The sequence below is a fragment of the Exiguobacterium sp. s70 genome (genome assembly GCF_018618315.1).
GTDB classification, from domain to species: Bacteria; Bacillota; Bacilli; order Exiguobacteriales; family Exiguobacteriaceae; genus Exiguobacterium; species Exiguobacterium chiriqhucha.
Genome location: NZ_JACSLV010000003.1, coordinates 74353 through 91662, shown reverse-complemented (window position 1 = coordinate 91662; position 17310 = coordinate 74353). Strand labels below are relative to the sequence as shown.

Annotated in this window: 21 protein-coding genes; 9 read left to right on the top strand and 12 right to left on the bottom strand. The window is 53.3% G+C overall.

The annotated features are described in order from the left end of the window. Positions 1–27 precede the first annotated feature (27 nt). The 3 genes from KNP84_RS08895 to KNP84_RS08885 form a co-directional block, all read right to left on the bottom strand. Positions 28–1209: an MFS transporter gene (locus KNP84_RS08895; RefSeq protein WP_251131201.1), complete on the bottom strand. Its 1182-nt coding sequence runs from the start codon at positions 1207–1209 to the stop codon at positions 28–30. A gap of 116 nt (positions 1210–1325) precedes the next feature. Continuing rightward, complete coding sequence (locus KNP84_RS08890) at positions 1326–2117, bottom strand: endonuclease/exonuclease/phosphatase family protein (RefSeq protein WP_021068092.1); 792 nt, start codon at positions 2115–2117, stop codon at positions 1326–1328. Between the two features lie 52 nt (positions 2118–2169). Then, a complete protein-coding gene (locus tag KNP84_RS08885) occupies positions 2170–3798 on the bottom strand; it encodes a PTS transporter subunit IIBC (RefSeq protein WP_058765444.1) in 1629 nt (542 codons plus the stop codon). A 221-nt stretch (positions 3799–4019) separates the two neighbouring features. On the opposite strand from KNP84_RS08885, the gene KNP84_RS08880 reads away from it, so the two are divergent. From KNP84_RS08880 to KNP84_RS08870, 3 genes are all read left to right on the top strand, one after another. Then, positions 4020–4784, top strand: a complete 765-nt coding sequence (locus KNP84_RS08880) for a TrmH family RNA methyltransferase (RefSeq protein WP_214762494.1) — start codon at positions 4020–4022, stop codon at positions 4782–4784. A 58-nt stretch (positions 4785–4842) separates the two neighbouring features. Next, the gene (locus KNP84_RS08875) at positions 4843–5298 is read left to right on the top strand and encodes a GNAT family N-acetyltransferase (RefSeq protein ID WP_021068095.1); all 456 of its coding nucleotides are present in this window, start codon (positions 4843–4845) and stop codon (positions 5296–5298) included. A gap of 92 nt (positions 5299–5390) precedes the next feature. Further along, positions 5391–5885 (top strand): hypothetical protein, encoded by a 495-nt coding sequence (locus KNP84_RS08870; RefSeq protein ID WP_215114639.1) that lies wholly within the window; start codon positions 5391–5393, stop codon positions 5883–5885. A 32-nt stretch (positions 5886–5917) separates the two neighbouring features. Here the strand turns inward: KNP84_RS08870 and KNP84_RS08865 are convergent, their stop codons facing one another. Then, positions 5918–6463 carry a hypothetical protein gene (locus KNP84_RS08865; RefSeq protein WP_251131200.1) on the bottom strand — a complete coding sequence of 182 codons (546 nt, stop codon included), beginning with the start codon at positions 6461–6463 and terminating at the stop codon, positions 5918–5920. 79 nt (positions 6464–6542) lie between these two features. Here KNP84_RS08865 and KNP84_RS08860 point away from each other — a divergent pair, with 79 nt between their 5' ends. Next, the gene (locus KNP84_RS08860) at positions 6543–7199 is read left to right on the top strand and encodes a TVP38/TMEM64 family protein (protein ID WP_215114638.1); all 657 of its coding nucleotides are present in this window, start codon (positions 6543–6545) and stop codon (positions 7197–7199) included. A gap of 29 nt (positions 7200–7228) precedes the next feature. Here KNP84_RS08860 and queF read toward each other — a convergent pair whose 3' ends face one another. The 4 genes from queF to queC are packed head-to-tail and all read right to left on the bottom strand — an operon-like array spanning position 7229 to position 9520. Beyond that, entirely contained in the window at positions 7229–7717 is a 489-nt protein-coding gene (gene queF, locus KNP84_RS08855; RefSeq protein ID WP_215114637.1) for a preQ(1) synthase, read from the bottom strand. A gap of 11 nt (positions 7718–7728) precedes the next feature. Further along, the gene (gene queE / locus KNP84_RS08850) at positions 7729–8424 is read right to left on the bottom strand and encodes a 7-carboxy-7-deazaguanine synthase QueE (protein ID WP_251128948.1); all 696 of its coding nucleotides are present in this window, start codon (positions 8422–8424) and stop codon (positions 7729–7731) included. Next, the gene (gene queD / locus KNP84_RS08845; protein ID WP_021068101.1) at positions 8424–8879 is read right to left on the bottom strand and encodes a 6-carboxytetrahydropterin synthase QueD; all 456 of its coding nucleotides are present in this window, start codon (positions 8877–8879) and stop codon (positions 8424–8426) included. Before queD ends, queE begins: the two co-directional genes overlap by 1 nt. Next, positions 8876–9520 carry a 7-cyano-7-deazaguanine synthase QueC gene (gene queC, locus KNP84_RS08840; RefSeq protein ID WP_021068102.1) on the bottom strand — a complete coding sequence of 215 codons (645 nt, stop codon included), beginning with the start codon at positions 9518–9520 and terminating at the stop codon, positions 8876–8878. Before queC ends, queD begins: the two co-directional genes overlap by 4 nt. A 208-nt stretch (positions 9521–9728) precedes the next feature. On the opposite strand from queC, the gene nhaC reads away from it, so the two are divergent. After that, positions 9729–11105, top strand: coding sequence for a Na+/H+ antiporter NhaC (gene nhaC / locus KNP84_RS08835; protein ID WP_021068103.1), 1377 nt, complete (start codon positions 9729–9731; stop codon positions 11103–11105). Positions 11106–11163: 58 nt separating this feature from the next. On the opposite strand, the gene KNP84_RS08830 is transcribed toward nhaC, so the two are convergent. Continuing rightward, positions 11164–11637: an NUDIX hydrolase gene (locus tag KNP84_RS08830; protein WP_215114636.1), complete on the bottom strand. Its 474-nt coding sequence runs from the start codon at positions 11635–11637 to the stop codon at positions 11164–11166. A gap of 124 nt (positions 11638–11761) precedes the next feature. On the opposite strand from KNP84_RS08830, the gene KNP84_RS08825 reads away from it, so the two are divergent. The 4 genes from KNP84_RS08825 to KNP84_RS08810 all read left to right on the top strand — a co-directional run bounded on the left by KNP84_RS08825 (position 11762) and on the right by KNP84_RS08810 (position 15116). After that, positions 11762–12352: a DNA-3-methyladenine glycosylase gene (locus tag KNP84_RS08825; RefSeq protein ID WP_214756390.1), complete on the top strand. Its 591-nt coding sequence runs from the start codon at positions 11762–11764 to the stop codon at positions 12350–12352. Positions 12353–12420: 68 nt separating this feature from the next. Further along, entirely contained in the window at positions 12421–12933 is a 513-nt protein-coding gene (locus tag KNP84_RS08820; RefSeq protein WP_021068106.1) for a type 1 glutamine amidotransferase domain-containing protein, read from the top strand. Positions 12934–13063: 130 nt separating this feature from the next. Then, complete coding sequence (locus KNP84_RS08815; protein ID WP_215114635.1) at positions 13064–14194, top strand: MFS transporter; 1131 nt, start codon at positions 13064–13066, stop codon at positions 14192–14194. An 88-nt stretch (positions 14195–14282) separates the two neighbouring features. Next, positions 14283–15116, top strand: a complete 834-nt coding sequence (locus KNP84_RS08810; protein WP_021068108.1) for an undecaprenyl-diphosphate phosphatase — start codon at positions 14283–14285, stop codon at positions 15114–15116. A 165-nt stretch (positions 15117–15281) separates the two neighbouring features. Here the strand turns inward: KNP84_RS08810 and bshB2 are convergent, their stop codons facing one another. The 3 genes from bshB2 to pdxK are packed head-to-tail and all read right to left on the bottom strand — an operon-like array spanning position 15282 to position 17181. Further along, complete coding sequence (gene bshB2, locus KNP84_RS08805; RefSeq protein WP_215114634.1) at positions 15282–15935, bottom strand: bacillithiol biosynthesis deacetylase BshB2; 654 nt, start codon at positions 15933–15935, stop codon at positions 15282–15284. Beyond that, on the bottom strand, positions 15932–16303 hold the full coding sequence (locus tag KNP84_RS08800; RefSeq protein ID WP_029596267.1) for a YojF family protein: 372 nt from the start codon (positions 16301–16303) through the stop codon (positions 15932–15934). The genes bshB2 and KNP84_RS08800 overlap by 4 nt, the downstream gene beginning before the upstream one ends. Before the next feature lie 53 nt (positions 16304–16356). After that, positions 16357–17181: a pyridoxine/pyridoxal/pyridoxamine kinase gene (gene pdxK, locus KNP84_RS08795; RefSeq protein WP_021068111.1), complete on the bottom strand. Its 825-nt coding sequence runs from the start codon at positions 17179–17181 to the stop codon at positions 16357–16359. Positions 17182–17310 lie beyond the last annotated feature (129 nt).

The following is a 17310-nucleotide window of genomic DNA, read 5'->3' as shown; positions in this document are numbered from 1 at the left end:
CGTGCCCACATCATGGGGCACGCTGTTTTAACGTTGGTCGAGCTGATGACTGACCGCGGTCAGCAAGGCTGTCACGAGCGCGACGGCGCCGGCGACGAGGGCGAGCGTCATGACGGGTGCGTTCGCGTAGACAAGACCACCGAGCGCCGAGCCCATCCCGATGCCGACGTTGCTTGCGACCGGCATGAGCGATGAAGCCAGGCCTTTGGCGTCCGGATTAAACTTCTCGGCCAAGTCGATCAAGTAGATTTGCGTCGATGTCGTCAGTAGAATCGCCATGAACGACATGAGCGCGATATTGATTAGACCGAGCGTCACGTTCGACGTCGTCACATACAAGGCCGCCAAGACGAGTGCTTGGATGAGAAAGACGAACCGGAGCCGTCCGATCGGATTATGGCTGGCGATTTTCCCGGCCGCCATATTGCTGAAAATGGAGATGAACCCGTAGGCAAACAGGATTGGGCTAATCCAGGCGACCGGGACGCCGAGTACACCTTTCAAAATCGGAACGAGATACGTATAGACGACGTACGTAGCGCCGAAGCCGAACGCCGGGATGAAGAACGCGATTAAAATCCGCGGGTTCGTCAGTAGGCGCAACTGATCGGCAATCGACGTCTTGACGCTCGTCAACTGACTCGGGACGACACGGTAGACGGCGAAGAACGCGATGACACCCAAGGCGGTCGTCAACAGGAACGTCGTCTCCCATCCGGCCCGTTGGCCGATGAACGTGCCGAGCGGAACACCGAATACGTTCGCCATCGTAAAGCCACCGAAAATGAACGAGACGGCAATCCCGCGCTTCCCGGTCGGCACCGATTCACTGGCGACGAGCATGGCGAGCGAGATGAGCACGCCCGTCACGACGGCGGTCATCATCCGGAGTACGAGCAATATCCCGTACGTCGGAGCGAGGCTACTGAACAAATTGAAGACGATGAACGCAGCGGTGAGTGTGAGCATCAGTTTTCGTTTCGGCAAATGGCTTGTGAACGACATCGTTAGTGGTGTTCCAATAGCGAAGGTGATGGCGAACGCCGAGACGAGCGTTCCGGCCGTGGCAATCGAAATCGATAGGCCATCGGCGATATCGGGTAAAATCCCGACGATGACAAATTCACTCGTCCCGAGCACGAACGTGAGCAAGGCGAGCGATAAGATAAGCGTCCAGTCGGTCCGACTGAGCGATGGGGTAGTCGTCAAAATAAAATCACTTCTTTCGTTCAAGGTTGTTAGACTTCAGTCGTTTTCAACCATACAGGATTTCCACGCAAAGCAAAACCCTTTTCCCTTCCGTGAGGAAAAGAAAAGGGTGCCATTTACCGCCAAAATGCCGTTGCTTCGACACCGGCATGATCCGAGACAATCGGACCGTTCTCGCCGTCAAAGACGACGGCATGGCGTGAGACGTGGATTGGGGCGTTCGTCAGCATCAAGTCGATGCGAAGCGCCTGCTTGTTCTCGTCCCAGCCGGCAATCTTGCCTTGGACGGTCGCATCGCCTTCACGCTCGGTCGCCAAATGGAACAAATCCTGGAGACCGTGCTCAATCAAGTAATCGTACCCTTCGCCACGGATGAAGGCGTCGTTATTGAAGTCACCGAGCAACAAGGCGCGGTCGTCGTCCTCGACGCGGCGCAACAGTTCATCGAGCTGATGGCGCACCGGTTCATCGGCATCATGCCACCAACCGAGGTGACAGGAGTAAATCGCCGTCGGCGCGTCCATGCCGTCCACGACCGCCTTGACGATTTTCCGAGATTTGTAATCGTTCGGGTCGATCGTCTGGGAGACGAAGAACGATTCGGTCGACACGAACGGAGTGCGCGATAAAATCGCGACGCCCTCCTCGTAGATGTCGTATCCATAATGGGCGAAGTCCCACGTCATGTAGTAATCGACGCCTTGCTCTTTCAAACGCTCGACGAGCACATAGGCGAAGTTGTTCTCTCGAATCAAGCCGTCGATGAGTGGGGCCTCTTTATGTTGATTCACTTCTTGGAGTGCGATGATGTCATATTCCTCGCTCGCGATCCGTTCGACGATCGAGTCGATTTTCTCTTGTTGACGGTCCTCTAACCAGGCGTGACAGTTCAGCGTTAAAATATTCACGATAGTCCTCCTTTAGAAAAAACAGGCCAACTCGTACGAGCTGGCCTGTTGATTATGCACCGATGACGTCTTGAATATCTGACTTCAATACGTCGGCTTTCGGGCCGTAGATTGCTTGGACACCGCGGTCTTTCAAGATGAGACCCATGGCGCCGTTCTTTTTCCATTCGCTCTCTTCTGAGACGAGCGACATATCTTTGACTGTGACACGGAGACGCGTCATGCAGGCATCGACGTCCTCGATGTTCTCTTCCCCACCGAGTAGAGCGATAATCCCCATGACCTGTTCGTTGCCTGTCACGTTCGATTTCTCTGTCACTTCTTCCATATAGTTCCCGTTACGACCTGGCGTCGGAAGGTTCATCTTCTTGATGAAGAAGTTGAACACACCGAAGTTCAAGAAGAAGAAGGCAGCCGAGACGAGGAAGAAGTTAATCAAGTCTTGCAAGAGTCCCGCTTTGACAATCATCGGGATGCGTGTGAGCAATTCAATCGCACCGAACGCGTGGACACGAAGGTCGATGACATCTGCTAAAGCGAAGGCGGCACCGGCCATGAGCGCGTAGACGACGTAAAGGACTGGAGCGACGAACATGAACATGAATTCGATTGGTTCTGTGACACCCGTCAAGAAGACGGCGAGACCAGCCGACAAGAACATCGGTTTGTATTGTGCTTTCTTGTCTTCGTCGACGTTGCGGTACATCGCGTAAGCAGCACCGATCAAGGCAGCGAATGACAAGATGACTTGACCGACTTTGAAGCGGGCCGGTACGACGTCAGCAAGCAAGGCGTTGTAAGCGGCTGTATCACCAGCGGCGCGAAGGTTAACGAGGTCAGTGACCCAAGCCAACCAGAGCGGATCTTGACCCGCAACGACCGAACCAGCTGTCGCACCTGTCAAAATCGTGTACGTGCCACCGAGCTCCGTGTAGTTCATCGGCACGGTGAGCATGTGGTGAAGTCCGAACGGCAAGAGGAGACGTTCGAGCGCACCATAGATGAACGGCGCGAGGACTGGTGCCGTGTTGCGTGACGTCGCAATCCATTCACCGAAGCTGTTGAGCGCACCTTGAATCGTCGGCCAAATGATTGACAAGGCAATCGCGGCAACGACCGAACCGAGGATGACGACGAATGGGACGAAGCGCTTCCCGTTGAAGAACGAGAGGGCGTTCGGCAATTTGTTGAAGTTGTAGAACTTGTTATAAAGGGCACCACCGAGGAAACCGGCGATAATCCCGACGAACACGCCCATGTTAAGAGCTGGTGAACCGAGTACTGATGTGAAGTAGTCAGCGACGACGAGGTCAGCTCCGAAGAGTGACTGGACTGTCGCTTCCGGGTCTTGGAGCATCGTTCCGTTGACGGCGAAGATGGCACCTGTGACACGGTTAATCAAGATGAAGGCAATCAGTGCAGCGAAAGCACCGCCGGCTTTATCTTTCGCCCACGAGCCACCGATGGCGACCGCGAACAAGATATGTAAGTTGACGATGATTCCCCAACCGAGATCTTCAATGATGCGAGCGGTCGTGAGCAAGATGCTGACGTCTCCGGCTGACATGCCAATCAATTTACCGATCGAGATCATGAGACCTGCGGCTGGCATGACGGCGATGACGACCATTAAGGCCTTACCGAGTTTCTGCCAAAAGTCGAACGAGATGAGTTGTTTCATGCTATACGCTTCCTTCCTATACGGAACTTTTTATCTGTCTATGGCGACTGTCAATGCAATCGCTTGCATAGATGATTGTAATCGATTGCATAACTTTGTGCAACCGTTTTCCTAATTTTCATGGATTTTCATAATCGAAACCGATTCGACTCGTTTCGCCCATAGCTTGTCAGTCGAAACGAATCTCGCTACAATACTAGAGGTTGAAAGGGGCGAGAACGATGGGATGGAGACAGACGACATCGGCATTATCAAAAGAAGAGCAGGCGGCCTTGCTTGAGGAGTTGTTGCAGTCGGGCCTGTTATTAGAAGAAGATCGATTACTGTATAGCATGTTGATGCCAGACCGTGTCAAACGGATGCAGGAAGTGTTGGCGTTACGGACGAACCACATCACGATTTTGACGGAAGGGGTCGATGATCCGCACAATCAGTCGGCCGTGCTCCGCTCGGCGGACGCGTTCGGTGTGCAGACGTTGCACGTCGTCGAAGGTCGGGCCAAGTTCAAACCGAACTCGATTATCGCCAAGAGTGCGGATCGTTGGGTCGACGTGGTCGAACACCCTTCCATTGAGGACGCTATTGACCGATTGAAGGCCGACGGTTATCAAGTGCTCGCGACGGCACTCAGTGAAGAGGCGGTCCCGCTCGAGGATATCGACGTGTCAAAACCGACCGTGCTCTTGTTCGGGAATGAACATCACGGCGTATCGGAACGGGCGCTCGCCAAAGCGGACGGCAATTATTTGATTCCGATGCAAGGCTACGTCCAAAGCTTAAATATCTCGGTCGCTGCTGCCATCTCGTTATACGATGTGACGACGCGGGCGCGCCACGTCGTGACGGACGGCTATGGACTGAAGGCAGAAGACAAGCAACGCATCTTAAAAAATTGGATGGTGAAGAGTCTTCCGAAGCGGTCGCTCGGCGTGTATAAGCAAAAAGGTTTGACCGCTTTTGCGCGCGAGACAGGAAAAACAGAGTAAACGGCGAAAGGTACAGGCGTACGAGCAACTTGTCCATATTCGGAAAGGGGATGGAAAGATGAGTACGACCAGTTCATTTATCGTGAAAGATGTGACGACGAATTTCAAAGACTATGAAGAGGAATTCTTTAACCTGTACCGCACGCTTTACGGGGACATCGATCAACTGCGTTTTAAAGAACGGCTGTATCGCCATGCGAACCCGCTCGTGTTGCTCGCGTTTTCAGACGAGCGTCTCGTCGGGTTCAAAATCGGTTACGAGGCCGAGCCATATCGCTTCTATAGCTGGGCCGGCGGCGTCCACCCTGAGTTTCAAAAGCATGGCATCGGCCGCAAGCTGATGGACACGCAACTCGAGTGGGTGAAAGCACAAGGGTTCCATTCGATTCGAACGAAAGCGCGCAACACGAACAAAGGGGTCATCATTTTAAATCTGTTGTGTGGCTACGACATCATGGGGGCGTATACAGAGGATAACGAGCCTCGCATCATGATGGAGAAACAATTGAACTGACAGCTGAAGCCGTGGCTTATGCCACGGTTTTTTTGTGGGCATGAAACCAAATGGGACCGCATCCGTATTATAGAAAAAAAGGGGGAGACATCATGGTCCATGCGTTTGCATTTGGAGAAGAAATATACATCGATTCGACGGGGATGGGGGATTCGTTTTTTAGTGGAGTACCAATCATTTTCCCGATATTCTTTTTCCTGATTATCGGTATTATCGTGTTCGCTGTTATTGGAGGCATCGGTAAGCAAGTGAAGACGAACAGTCTATTGAAAGACATGCAACAGTTCGCGTCAGACTTGGCCGACCATCCGAGTGACGAATCGGCAAACCGTCTCGCTGACTACTTGCGAGACGTGACGTCGTTCCCAGTCGAGCGGACACAGATGGAGCCGTTCCGGGTCGCGCTCGGCAGCTATCACTTGATTATGGAGTCGTCGCACGTGCACGACGAGACGAAAGAGCGGGTCGACCGCCAATACAAACGGCTCGGCATCTTGGACGGGGAGAAGTTCGCCGACGAGCCGGCTCCGCGACGTAGTTCGAGCACGCATCATCATCACAACGACCATCATAATCACCACATGTAAAACGCGTCGGGAACGTTCCCGACGCGTTTTTCTTACATATAGCGGCTTGCATCAAAGTCGATCTCGGTCCGATGGTTGGCCGTCTCGATGGCGCTGGCGATGCGGTTGGCCCGCTTCTCGACGTCACGGGCTTTCAACCGATACAGCTCAGGGTCATAGAGAGCGTGTTTGATGATGCTCGTCCCTTCTCCGTACCCGGTTCGGAACTCGCGCTTCGGACGTTCGGCCAAATCCTGATACATCCGAGCCTGAGCCCGCAATTGAATGGCGAACTCCATCGCTTCGACGAGCGGGAGCGGTCCGTCATTCGTCTCGACGACGGTACGCAAGTTCGCCTCACAGACGAGACGATCGAGGCGGCGCATGTCACAACGAATCGACTCGAGCTCGACTTCGATATCCTCGAGCGACCGGGACTGAATCGTCGGGAGCGGTTCATCTTTCTCGAGTTCGATGAACGCGACGCGTTCGACTTCTTCGAGCAACTTATCAATCTGCTTCAGCAGCAGTTGTTTCAGTTTAATGGCGTCTGCCAAATACATAGGGATTCCTCCTTCTGCTTTTTCTAACCGTACCATAATGTGACTCCTAAAAAAAGGAAGGCGTTACTTTTTTGAGACGAGGCGATATGATGAAAGAAAGAGAGGAGGGCGACCGATGGAAAAATGGAAAACCCAATGGATCATTGCCGTCGTCTTGCTCGTATTCGGTACTGTGACGTTCCTTTATCAGTGGATTGACTTGCGTCCGAGTGAGATTCGAGATTATATCGTTCAATTCGGTTGGCTCGCCCCGCTCGTATATATCATCTTGTTCACGTTCCGTCCGCTCATCCTCTTCCCGACGTCCGTCTTGTCCGTCGCCGGTGGCTTGGCGTTCGGGACTTTGCCCGGTGTCGTCTATACGGTCATCGGGGCCACGCTCAGTGCGCTCGTCGCTTACTATATCGCGATTCGCTTTGGTGACCGCTTTCTCCATCATTTCGAGACGAGCAGCTATGAGAAGGTGCAGCATAAGATTGAAGAGGACGGGTTCTTCTATGTGTTGATTTTACGCTTGATTCCGCTCGTCAACTTTGACTTGGTCAGTTACGCCTCAGGGCTCGCGAAAGTGCGCCTCCCAGGTTATATCTTCGCGACCACGGTCGGGATGATTCCAGGAGCGTTCGCCAACAATTTCCTCGGCAGCAGCATCGCGAGTGGAGACTTTAAGATGATCATCCTCGCCCTCGTCGTCTTAGTCGTCCTGACGCTCGTTGCGACCGTGTTCCGCGAACCGATCAAACGACAAATTAATCGCTATAAAAAGAAGTAGGCGCTCAACGGGAGCGCCTACTTTTTGATTTATCGGTTGTCGACTGTCTCAGGATACAAGTCGTGATTGAACAAACGATGTTCAGCCATTCTTTCGTATTTCGTGCTCGGTTTTCCGTAGTTGTAGTACGGGTCGATCGAGATACCGCCGCGGGGCGTGAACTTGCCCCACACTTCGAGATAGCGTGGCTCCATCAACTTGACGAGGTCTTTCCCGATGACGTTGATGCAGTTCTCGTGGAAATCGCCGTGGTTGCGGAAGCTGAACAAGTACAGCTTGAGCGATTTCGACTCGACGAGCTTCTCGTCCGGGATGTATGAGATGTAAATCGTCGCGAAGTCCGGTTGATTCGTGATCGGGCAGAGTGACGTGAACTCCGGGGCGTTGAACTTCACGAAGTAGTCGTTCTCCGGGTGACGGTTCGGGAACGCCTCGAGGACGTCCGGTGCGTATTCAAAAATGTATGGGACGCTCTTCTGTCCGAGGAGCGACAAGTCTTGTAAGTCTTCTGGTCTCATAGTTATTCTCCTTAGACGCCACGTTCGTTGGCGTACAGTAATGTGTGCAGCTGCGGCAGGACACGGACGCTTTGCCATGACGGGTCACGAGCGACGTCTTCCCACAGTTCTTTTAAGCGACGGAGCTGGGCGTCGGTGATGTCACCGTCAGCACCGGGCTCAGGATTGCCGGCCGATAAGTACATGACGTCGGGGGTGTAGCGCGTCTGGACCGATTTCGCATAGGCGAGGTCAATCTCGTCGAAGACGGCGACTTTGAACGTTGTTTGTTCGGGGCGCAGCCGTTCGACGATGGCGTCTAGTTTCTCCCAGTCGGTTGTCATGCCGGAAGACGGTGGTTTCGGGCTGAGCGTCACGTCGTCGATGTCAGCGAGCCAATCCTGATAGCGACTGCCTTGCGTCTCGACGGCGAGTTTGACGTCACGCGCTTTCAGTTTCGTCACCAAGTCTTTCATCGCGGCGATGAGGAGCGGGTTGCCGCCCGAGATGGTGACATAGTCGTACACGCCGAGCGCGTCGAGCCGTTCGATCACCTCGTCGGCTGTGAGCATGTCAGGTTTTTCCGAGCCGTCCCAAGTGAAGGCGGAGTCGCACCACGAACAGCGATAATCGCAACCGGCGGTCCGGACGAACATCGTCTTTTGCCCGATGGCGCGGCCTTCCCCTTGAAACGTCGGGCCGAACACTTCGAGGACAGGGATTTTCATCAGTCCACCAACCATTCGCGGCGGAACTCGGCGTACGACGTCGGCGTCTCGTACAGTTTGACGAATTCAACGCGGACGTCGCGCTCGTCAGGCAAGTGCTTGGCGAGCTGCTCGAAAATCCAGTAGCACATGTTTTCGGCAGTCGTATTCATATAAGGTAACGACTCATTCAAATAACGATGGTCGAGGTATGGTTCGAGTTCTTCTTTAAAGATGGCTTTTAAATCACCAAAGTCGAGCGTCATGCCACGGTTGTCGAGAAAACCGCTGATGCCCATTTGCAATTTATACGTATGTCCGTGCAGCGCGCGGCATTTGCCGTCGTAATCGAACAAATGATGGGCGGCATCGAATGTCACTTCTTTGACGATTTGGACGCGGTGCGGACAGTAGATGAGCGAGCCGTCTTGTTTAGCTTCGACACTCGTCGGGGCGAGGAATGGAGCGTTCTTCATACGCGCACCTCCTCATAAGCGGCGAGGCCGTTTTGACGGAGTACGCAAGCCGGACATTCGCCACAACCTGATCCAAGGATGCCGTTATAGCACGTGAGCGTCCGTTCTTTGACGTAATCGAACGCACCGAGCTGATCCGCGAGTTCCCACGTCTGCTTTTTGTCGAGCCACATGAGCGGTGTATCGATGACGAACGGATAGTCCATCGCTAAGTTGAGCGTCACGTTCAAGGATTTGACGAACTGGTCCCGGCAATCCGGATAACCTGAGAAGTCGGTCTCACACACGCCGGTGACGATGTGATGCATACCGAGCTGTTTGGCCATGACGGCCGCAAAGGATAAGAATAAGTGATTGCGTCCATCGACGAACGTGTTTGGGACATCCGCATTGTCGATGTCGAGATCATGTCTCGTCAACGCGTTAGAGGTGAGTTGTCCGAGTAAGGACAAATCGAGGATGTGGTGCGGGACATCGAGTTCGGCCGCAATTTCTTTTGCGACCTCGATTTCCGCGTCATGGCGTTGCCCGTAGGCGAACGTCACCGCTTCCACATGAGAGAATTGTTGTTTTGCCCAAAATAGGCAGGTGGTTGAATCTTGACCGCCGCTAAAGACGACCAATGCTTTTTCGTGTTGCAACGTGCACACTTCCTTTTTCGCTAGTTTTGATGTCGGAGGAGGTTACGAACTCCGGAGGTCACCCTCGAGCGTTTACTTTACCATAAAAAGACGTTTGACAGGGAAAAGAGAAGCAGGTATAGTAAAGGACATCACTGAAACACTTTCGCGCATAAAAGCGTTTAAGCGGTTAGGTAGAAAATAATGGAACTGAAAGGAGGGGACGTCGATGCAGATGAAAGGAAAAGAGGCTGTATTCGTCGTGCTGATGAGCGGTATTTCCCTGCTCGCACTGATGTTTTTGGCCAAAGCGACGCCACATATGGCGATCTTTGGCACAATGGTATTAATAGGGGGTTACGCGTATTATCGGACGCGTGATTTCAAACGAATTGAAGCGGCGATGATTAGCGGGATTCGTGAAGCCATCATGCCGGTCTTGATTTTACTGTTGATCGGGATGTTGATTGGCGTATGGCAAATGTCTGGCACGGTGGCGACAATCCTCTCCATCGGTTTAGATACAATTTCAGCACAATGGTTCTTGCCGAGCGTCCTGCTCATCACGATGATCGTCTCGTCGTTCACGGGTAGTGCCTTCACGACAGTCGGTACGGTCGGGGTCGCCTTGTTCGGAATCGGGATGGCGCTCGGAATCTCTCCGGCGCTCGCGGCCGGGGCCATCGTTTCGGGTGCACTCTTCGGTGACAAGATGAGTCCGCTATCGGATACGACGAACTTCGCACCGGCCGTGGCTGGTGTCAAACTGTTCGACCATATCCGCTTTATGATGGGGACGACCGTACCGGCCATCCTCATCACCCTTGTCTTGTTCACGCTTCTCGGTCGGAGCGGTCAAGCGGCGGATACGACGCAAATCGCTGAAGCGCAGGCAGCACTCGCTGGACGATTCAACTTGTCATGGTTGACGCTGCTCGCGCCGGTTCTCGTCGCGGTGCTTGCGTTCCGTCGCATGCCGGTCTTGCCGACGATGCTCGTCGGGATGTTCGCCGGAGTGTTGACAGCTGGTTTCGTTCAAGGCAACTGGAACGTCACAAACTGGTTCGGTGTCATGCAGGCCGGGTTCAAGTCGGGTGTCGAGAACGAGACGATTGCAGCTGTGCTCGATCGTGGCGGACTCGAGTCGATGCTCTGGTCGGTCAGTCTCGTCTTGATTGCGCTCGCGTTCGGTGGCTTGCTCCGTGAGCTCGGCGTATTCCAAGCGATTGTCGATGCGTTGCTCGAACGATTGAAATCACCAGGCAGCTCGGTGTTGTCGGTCGTCCTCAGCTCGATTGGCGTCAACTTGCTCGCGGGCGAACAGTACTTGTCAATCTTGCTCCCAGGTCAAGCGTTCAAGCAAGGGTTCATCGATCGCGGCATCGATCCCCGTTACTTGTCACGTGCCCTCGAAGACGGTGGGACGGTCATCAACCCGCTCATCCCATGGGGCGTGTCGGGTGCGTTCTTCGCGGCCACGCTCGGGGTGCCGGTGCTTGAATACGCACCATTCGCCTTCTTCCTCTGGCTCAGCCCGATTTTCTCGATTATTCTCGGATACGTGAAGTTGGGAAAGCAGCGTGAGACGATGCGAATCGCATCTTAATCGAATCACTCAAAAACCATCCAGGACAATTAAAGGTCCTGGATGGTTTTTGAGTGTCTCAAGTAAAAGAGCTCTCGAGTTGCCATAGCGCATCCCCGAACTGGTCGATGAGCGCCTGAGCCCTCGATTCGATGTCCGATGGCAAGTCGGCTCTGGAGAAATACTGCAAGTCCAGACTTTCTCCGTCGTTCATGGCTAACGTCCCTTGCACGCGCTTTGCATGGAAAAGATTGATGACACTATGCGTCTCGTCCCCGTTCGGATACTTGAAGTAAAACTTCGGTCCCGAACAAACACCGACGAGTTCAAATTGATTGGTTTCAAGACCAGTCTCTTCATTCAATTCACGAGCGGCCACTTCTTCTAACGTCTCATTCAACTCCATCGATCCCCCGGGCAATCCCCAATCATTCGTATCGGACCGGTGTTGGAACAACAGCTCCCCGTATTCATTCAACACGAGGATGGTCGCCCCGACACTGATGAGCGGCCTGCTCCCGACTGTCTGTCTTAACTCTAATAGATACCCCACCTTGTTTCGCCTCACTTTCTCGTATGTCATATAGTTCGGCTCTCATCATGAAATCCCTTTGATCAGAAAAGGCATCTTCTTTGTGTCACCCCGTCTTCATTTGAGAAAATAAACCGAAGGAGGGATGACGATGAAACGACTCGATCCATCATTTTACGAGCAACCGACGATTGAATTGGCACGCTCATTGCTCGGTCACTATCTCGTCCACGATCATCTAGACGGACAAATCGTCGGAAAGATTGTCGAGACCGAAGCGTATCTTGGTGCCGTCGACCGGGCGGCCCATAGCTTCGGGGGCAGACGGACGAATCGGACCGAGGTCATGTTCGGATTGCCGGGACACGTCTATACGTATCAGATGCACACGCATACGCTCTTGAACGTCGTGAGCGGTCCGGTCGGCACGCCGGAAGCCGTCCTCATCCGAGCCATCGAGCCGATTGAAGGACAGGCCATCATCGACATGAATCGTCCTGGCATCAAACGGTTCGATCAGACGAACGGTCCCGGCAAGCTGACGAAAGCGCTCGGGATCACGATGGACCTGTATGGGCATTCGCTCCAACATGAACCGCTCTATATCGTCGAAGGGGACGTCATTCCAGACATCGAGGCCGGTCCGCGCATCGGCATTCCTAACACGGGTGAAGCGCGTGACTATCCGTATCGTTTCTTTGAACGCTCGAATCCGTACGTCTCCAAGTTTCGCTGAATGTTTATGCTCCGGTTAGGTGTGGAACACTCCCTATGTGCATAAAAATAATGAGGGAGTGTTTCAATATGGCAAAAGTAGCAACGCTAATCACAGACATGTTTGAAGACGTAGAGTTCACGGGTCCACGCGACGCATTGGTGGAAGCGGGGCACGAAGTTGTCACGATTGAAAAAAAATCTGGGAATACAGTCGAAGGCAAACAAGGGGAGTCGAAGGTCACAATCGACAAAGCCATCGACGACGTCTCACCAGAAGACTTTGACGCACTGCTCTTACCGGGCGGATTCTCACCTGACTTGTTACGCGAAGATGACCGTTTCGTCCAGTTCGCCAAGGCGTTCATGGACGCGAAAAAGCCGGTATTCGCCATCTGCCATGGACCACAGCTGTTGATTACGGCGAAGACGCTCGAAGGCCGCGATGCGACAGGCTACAAGTCGATTAAAGTCGACATGGAATACGCTGGAGCGAAGTATGCGGACAAAGAAGTCGTCGTCTGCCAAGAACAGCTTGTGACGAGCCGACAACCGGATGACATCCCGGCGTTCAATCGGGAGATGCTCAATCTGCTTAAATAATTTGCAGGCCACGGAATTTTTCCGTGGCTTTTTTTGTGCCAGCGGGAATAGACAAATAAGGAGGAGATGCATGATGAAACGAGCACGTTCGCCTAGTTAAGTCGGTCGAAACGTTGTGTTGCTTGGTTGGATGCGTTGGTTCGATGCGCTCATCCCGGCCTACACGATTGAACGTCTGTTTTGGGAGTCGCGGACGATCACAATTCAAGAGGTCGTCTATCTGGAAATGCTTTACGCCGTCCTCGTCGTGATGCTTGAAGTGCCGACGGGTGTGTTGGCCGATCGCTTCGAACGTCGACGTCTGTTGCAGATTGGGACTGCGCTCGAGTGGGGTTCCTTTGTCGTGTTGCTTGTTTCCTTTTCGTTTGGCGGTTTTGCCTTAGCCATCGCCTTGTCGGGCATTGGGGCGGCGTTTCGGAGCGGGGCCGAGAACGCGTTGTTGTATGAGACGCTCGAACAGGACGGGAAGGCGGGAACGTTTGAACGCACGATCGGTCGATTGAATGTCATTGGAATCGTCGCAGCCGTTCTCGCTGCCATCAGTGGTAGTCTGCTGGCGACACGCTTCCCGTTCGAGCTGAACTACGTGCTGTCGATTGTCAGTTTGTTCATCGCGACAGCATGTAGTTTTGGCCTTGTCGAACCGAGACGAGTCGTGTCGGACGAGCGCTTGACGTGGGCGGACATCGCGGCCGGTTTCCGCTTCATCCGGCAGCATCGGCAACTGTTCATCGTGACGTCGTTGTTTGTCGTGACCATTAGTGCGTTCAATTTTATCGATGAGTTCTGGCAACTGTATGCGCGCGACGTCGCGCTTCCGATTTATTGGTTCGGGATGATGTCAACGATCCTGCTGCTCATCCAAATACCGGGACAGTTGGTCGCACCGGTGCTGCTACGCTTCGCCACGGCCGAGCGTTGGCTACGCTGGATCGGTTGGGGAATCGGCGTTGGTTTTGTCGTTCTCGGGCTCTATCCGGGGCCGATTGGTCTCGTGATTATGGTCGGAATGGCCTGTCTCATCGGTATTGTTGAACCGCTCTATCTCGGTGTGTTGCATCATCGGGTCCCATCCGGAATCAGGGCGACGACGGAATCGTCCGTCTCGATGTTGTTGCATGGCGGGATCATCCTGTTCGGTCTGTTGTTCGCCGCCGGGGCAGGTATGACGCTTTTTGCCGCCTTTTTGTTCATCGGGATCATCGTTTGTCTGCATCAATCGATTGTCACGGTCATAGCGCGGAGAGAGGATGCTTCATGAGCTTCCTCTTTTTTACGCCTTAAGACCTAGGGCGGGTGAGGTTAAAGTTGTGTATGATAAGAAACAATACTGGAGTAGGAGATAAACAATGGAATGGTATGAATTATTTATTGGCTTTTTGTTAGGCGTCGTCGAAGGACTGACCGAGTTTGCTCCGGTATCGTCAACGGGACATATGATCCTCGTGGACGACCTGTGGCTCAACTCGAGCAGCTTTCTCGGCCAAGAGGTGGCGAACACGTTTAAGATCGTAATTCAGCTCGGTTCGATTTTAGCGGTCATCGTCGTATTTCGAAATCGGTTCAAGGAGTTGTTGAATCCGAAGGAATTGCTCGCGATTCGTAGCAGCGGGCCGACAAAGAAACTGAACTTGCTACATATCTTCATCGGGCTGCTCCCGGCAGGCGTGCTTGGACTGTTGTTTGAAGACTACATCGATGAGAACTTGTTCTCCATCAAGACCGTCTTGATTGGGCTCGTCATCGGGGCATTCTTCATGATTGCAGCGGACTTGTCAGGCGTGAAGCGTCAAACGACGGCCACGCTCGATGAGATTTCGTATAAACAAGCGCTCGGTGTCGGCTTGATTCAATGTTTCTCGCTCTGGCCAGGTTTTTCACGATCAGGGTCGACCATCTCAGGGGGCGTCCTCTTAGGGATGAGTCACCGGGCCGCAGCGGACTTCACGTTCATTATGGCCGTACCGATCATGTTCGGTGCTAGTGCACTGTCGCTCTACAGCAAATGGGAGTACTTTACGATGGCGACCCTCCCGGTCTTCGTTGTCGGATTCATTAGCGCGTTCTTGTTTGCGCTCTTGTCGATTAAGTTCTTCTTGAAGTTGATCAACAAAGTGAAGTTGACGCCGTTCGCGATTTATCGCATCGTGTTGGCGGCTGTGATTTACTTCTTGTACTTCTAAGAAAAAAAGCGCATGTCAGCACATGCGCTTTGAAACCAATGATCCATCAAGTTCGTATAACCAAGTAGAGGTGAGAACATGGAACATATCGTTGTCGTATTGGGAACGTTAATCGGCTTAGGAGCTGTCGGTACATTATTGTACGTGACACGCCTTGCCTATGAATCATGAGAACGGATAGTGATAGAAGCGCTCACGTTGGAGTAACTCCATGACGTGGGCGTTTTCTGCGTTGTCGATGGCGCGTAACAGGCCTTCCGTCTGTGAACGGTGGGCGAGCAACGCTTCACGCTTCGCCGCGCTCTCTTGACCGACTTCGATGACGACGTGCGGTTTTCCGAGTTCGGCGTCGGTGCGATGGTCGAACGCGACTCCTAAAAATTCAGGACGCTTCGAGGCATCGATGTCTTGCAACGCTCGGACGACCGCACGTGCCGTCGCCTCGTGATCGGGGTGGACGGCGTAACCCGGATAGAAGGAGATGACGCGTGTCGGCTGTACTTCCTCGATTAAGGCGCTGAAACGTGCCGCGAGTTCCGCTTCGTCTTCGAATTCGACGGTCTTGTCGCGAAGTCCCCACATGCGGAGGTCGTCGATGCCCATGACGGCACACGCTTCCTCGAGCTCATGTTTACGAATTTTCGGCAACTCTTCACGCGTCGTGAAAATCGGCGAGCCCATATTGCGGCCCATCTCACCGAGCGTCAGACAGACGTACGTGACCGGGAATCCGTGTTTATGGTGTTGGATAATCGTCCCGGCCGAGCTGAACGCTTCATCATCGGGATGCGGAAAAATAACGAGTAATGGTCCATTCATTGGCTTTCCACCTCCGAGGCTCCTTGTGGGAGTGGTTTGATGTCTAAGTGTAAGGCGCAGGCGAGGCGTCCGAGACGGTCATGGCCGGCGAGCAGGAGCTGGTCTCCGTGCTGTTCGTAGTCGGTCAAACCTTCGACGTAAAGCCAACCATGATCGAGCTTCAAGCCGACCCGGTATGGTCCATCGCCCTTGATTTGGCCGATGCTATATTCGATGACGACGTTGCGGATAAACATACCGGCGTTATGAAAATCAGGGTCGTTATGCGTCGCATACGCCCCGTTCGTCGTCTCGACATGGACATAGAGCGGCATGGATACATGCGCGTCCAAATAAGTCTGGATGGTTGTAGGTTGAATTGATTTCACGCGGTTCCCTCCAATGGAAACGATGACCCGAGACATGCGTCCCGGGCCACCCGTTATGATTGTGTTGCTAGTTTTTTGCGGTAACCGGTATGGTTCGTTGGCCCAACATATTGGTTGAGGCGGAACGAGTGACGGACCGCTTCCGTGATGAACTCTTTTCCGATTTCGATGGCTTCATCGACCGAGTGACCGTTCGCGAGTGAAGCCGCGATCGCTGACGAGAACGTGCAGCCGCCGCCGTGTGTGAAGGCAGGGTCGATTTTTTCGCTCTCGAGGAGGCGATACTCGTTGCCGTCGTAAAGCACGTCAAATGCTGTGTCGAAGCCGAGCTTGCCACCGACTTTGACGATGACGATTTCAGCGCCGAGTTCATGGATCAAACGAGCAGCCTCTTTGATTTCTTCCATCGTTGAAGGTGTCTTATCGAGGCCAGCGAGCATACGCGCCTCGAACAAGTTTGGTGTGATGATTTTAGCGACCGGTACGAGGTGCTTGCGCATCGCGACCGCGACGTCCGGGTTGAGAATCTCGTCGGCACCTTTACATGCCATGACTGGGTCGACGACCGCGTTTTGGATGCCGTACTCTTTAATTTTACGGGCAGCGAGTTCGATAATCTCTGGAGTCGGGAGCATCCCTGTCTTGACGGCATCGACACCGATCCCAGCGAGGACCGTATCAATCTGTTTCTCGATCAACGTCGTGTCAATTGGGAACACTTCGTGGTGCCACGCGTTATGTGGGTCTTGAGCCACGATGACCGTGAGGGCGGTCATGCCGTAAACACCGAGCTCTTCCATCGTTTTCAAGTCAGCTTGGATGCCTGCACCGCCACTCGTGTCCGAGCCAGCGATTGTTAAAGCTTTTTTCATCGTCATAGTCGTTCAATCCCCTTTGTCTGTTTGGATAGTTTCACTATAACGACTTTTTGGCGCTACGACAAATCCCGAGGTCGCATTAAAGCTCGAATAAGTTTCAAAAATTGATGGCAGGATTTCAATCGTATT

Coding starts and splice junctions, on each gene's coding strand:
- KNP84_RS08885 (WP_058765444.1), bottom strand. CDS start 3,798: ATGAAACAACTCATCTCGTTCGACTTTTGGCAGAAACTCGGTAAGGCC.
- KNP84_RS08880 (WP_214762494.1), top strand. CDS start 4,020: ATGGGATGGAGACAGACGACATCGGCATTATCAAAAGAAGAGCAGGCG.
- KNP84_RS08875 (WP_021068095.1), top strand. CDS start 4,843: ATGAGTACGACCAGTTCATTTATCGTGAAAGATGTGACGACGAATTTC.
- KNP84_RS08870 (WP_215114639.1), top strand. CDS start 5,391: ATGGTCCATGCGTTTGCATTTGGAGAAGAAATATACATCGATTCGACG.
- KNP84_RS08865 (WP_251131200.1), bottom strand. CDS start 6,463: ATGGTACGGTTAGAAAAAGCAGAAGGAGGAATCCCTATGTATTTGGCA.
- KNP84_RS08860 (WP_215114638.1), top strand. CDS start 6,543: ATGGAAAAATGGAAAACCCAATGGATCATTGCCGTCGTCTTGCTCGTA.
- queF (WP_215114637.1), bottom strand. CDS start 7,717: ATGAGACCAGAAGACTTACAAGACTTGTCGCTCCTCGGACAGAAGAGC.
- queE (WP_251128948.1), bottom strand. CDS start 8,424: ATGAAAATCCCTGTCCTCGAAGTGTTCGGCCCGACGTTTCAAGGGGAA.
- queD (WP_021068101.1), bottom strand. CDS start 8,879: ATGAAGAACGCTCCATTCCTCGCCCCGACGAGTGTCGAAGCTAAACAA.
- nhaC (WP_021068103.1), top strand. CDS start 9,729: ATGCAGATGAAAGGAAAAGAGGCTGTATTCGTCGTGCTGATGAGCGGT.
- KNP84_RS08825 (WP_214756390.1), top strand. CDS start 11,762: ATGACGATGAAACGACTCGATCCATCATTTTACGAGCAACCGACGATT.
- KNP84_RS08820 (WP_021068106.1), top strand. CDS start 12,421: ATGGCAAAAGTAGCAACGCTAATCACAGACATGTTTGAAGACGTAGAG.
- KNP84_RS08815 (WP_215114635.1), top strand. CDS start 13,064: ATGCGTTGGTTCGATGCGCTCATCCCGGCCTACACGATTGAACGTCTG.
- KNP84_RS08810 (WP_021068108.1), top strand. CDS start 14,283: ATGGAATGGTATGAATTATTTATTGGCTTTTTGTTAGGCGTCGTCGAA.
- bshB2 (WP_215114634.1), bottom strand. CDS start 15,935: ATGAATGGACCATTACTCGTTATTTTTCCGCATCCCGATGATGAAGCG.
- pdxK (WP_021068111.1), bottom strand. CDS start 17,181: ATGACGATGAAAAAAGCTTTAACAATCGCTGGCTCGGACACGAGTGGC.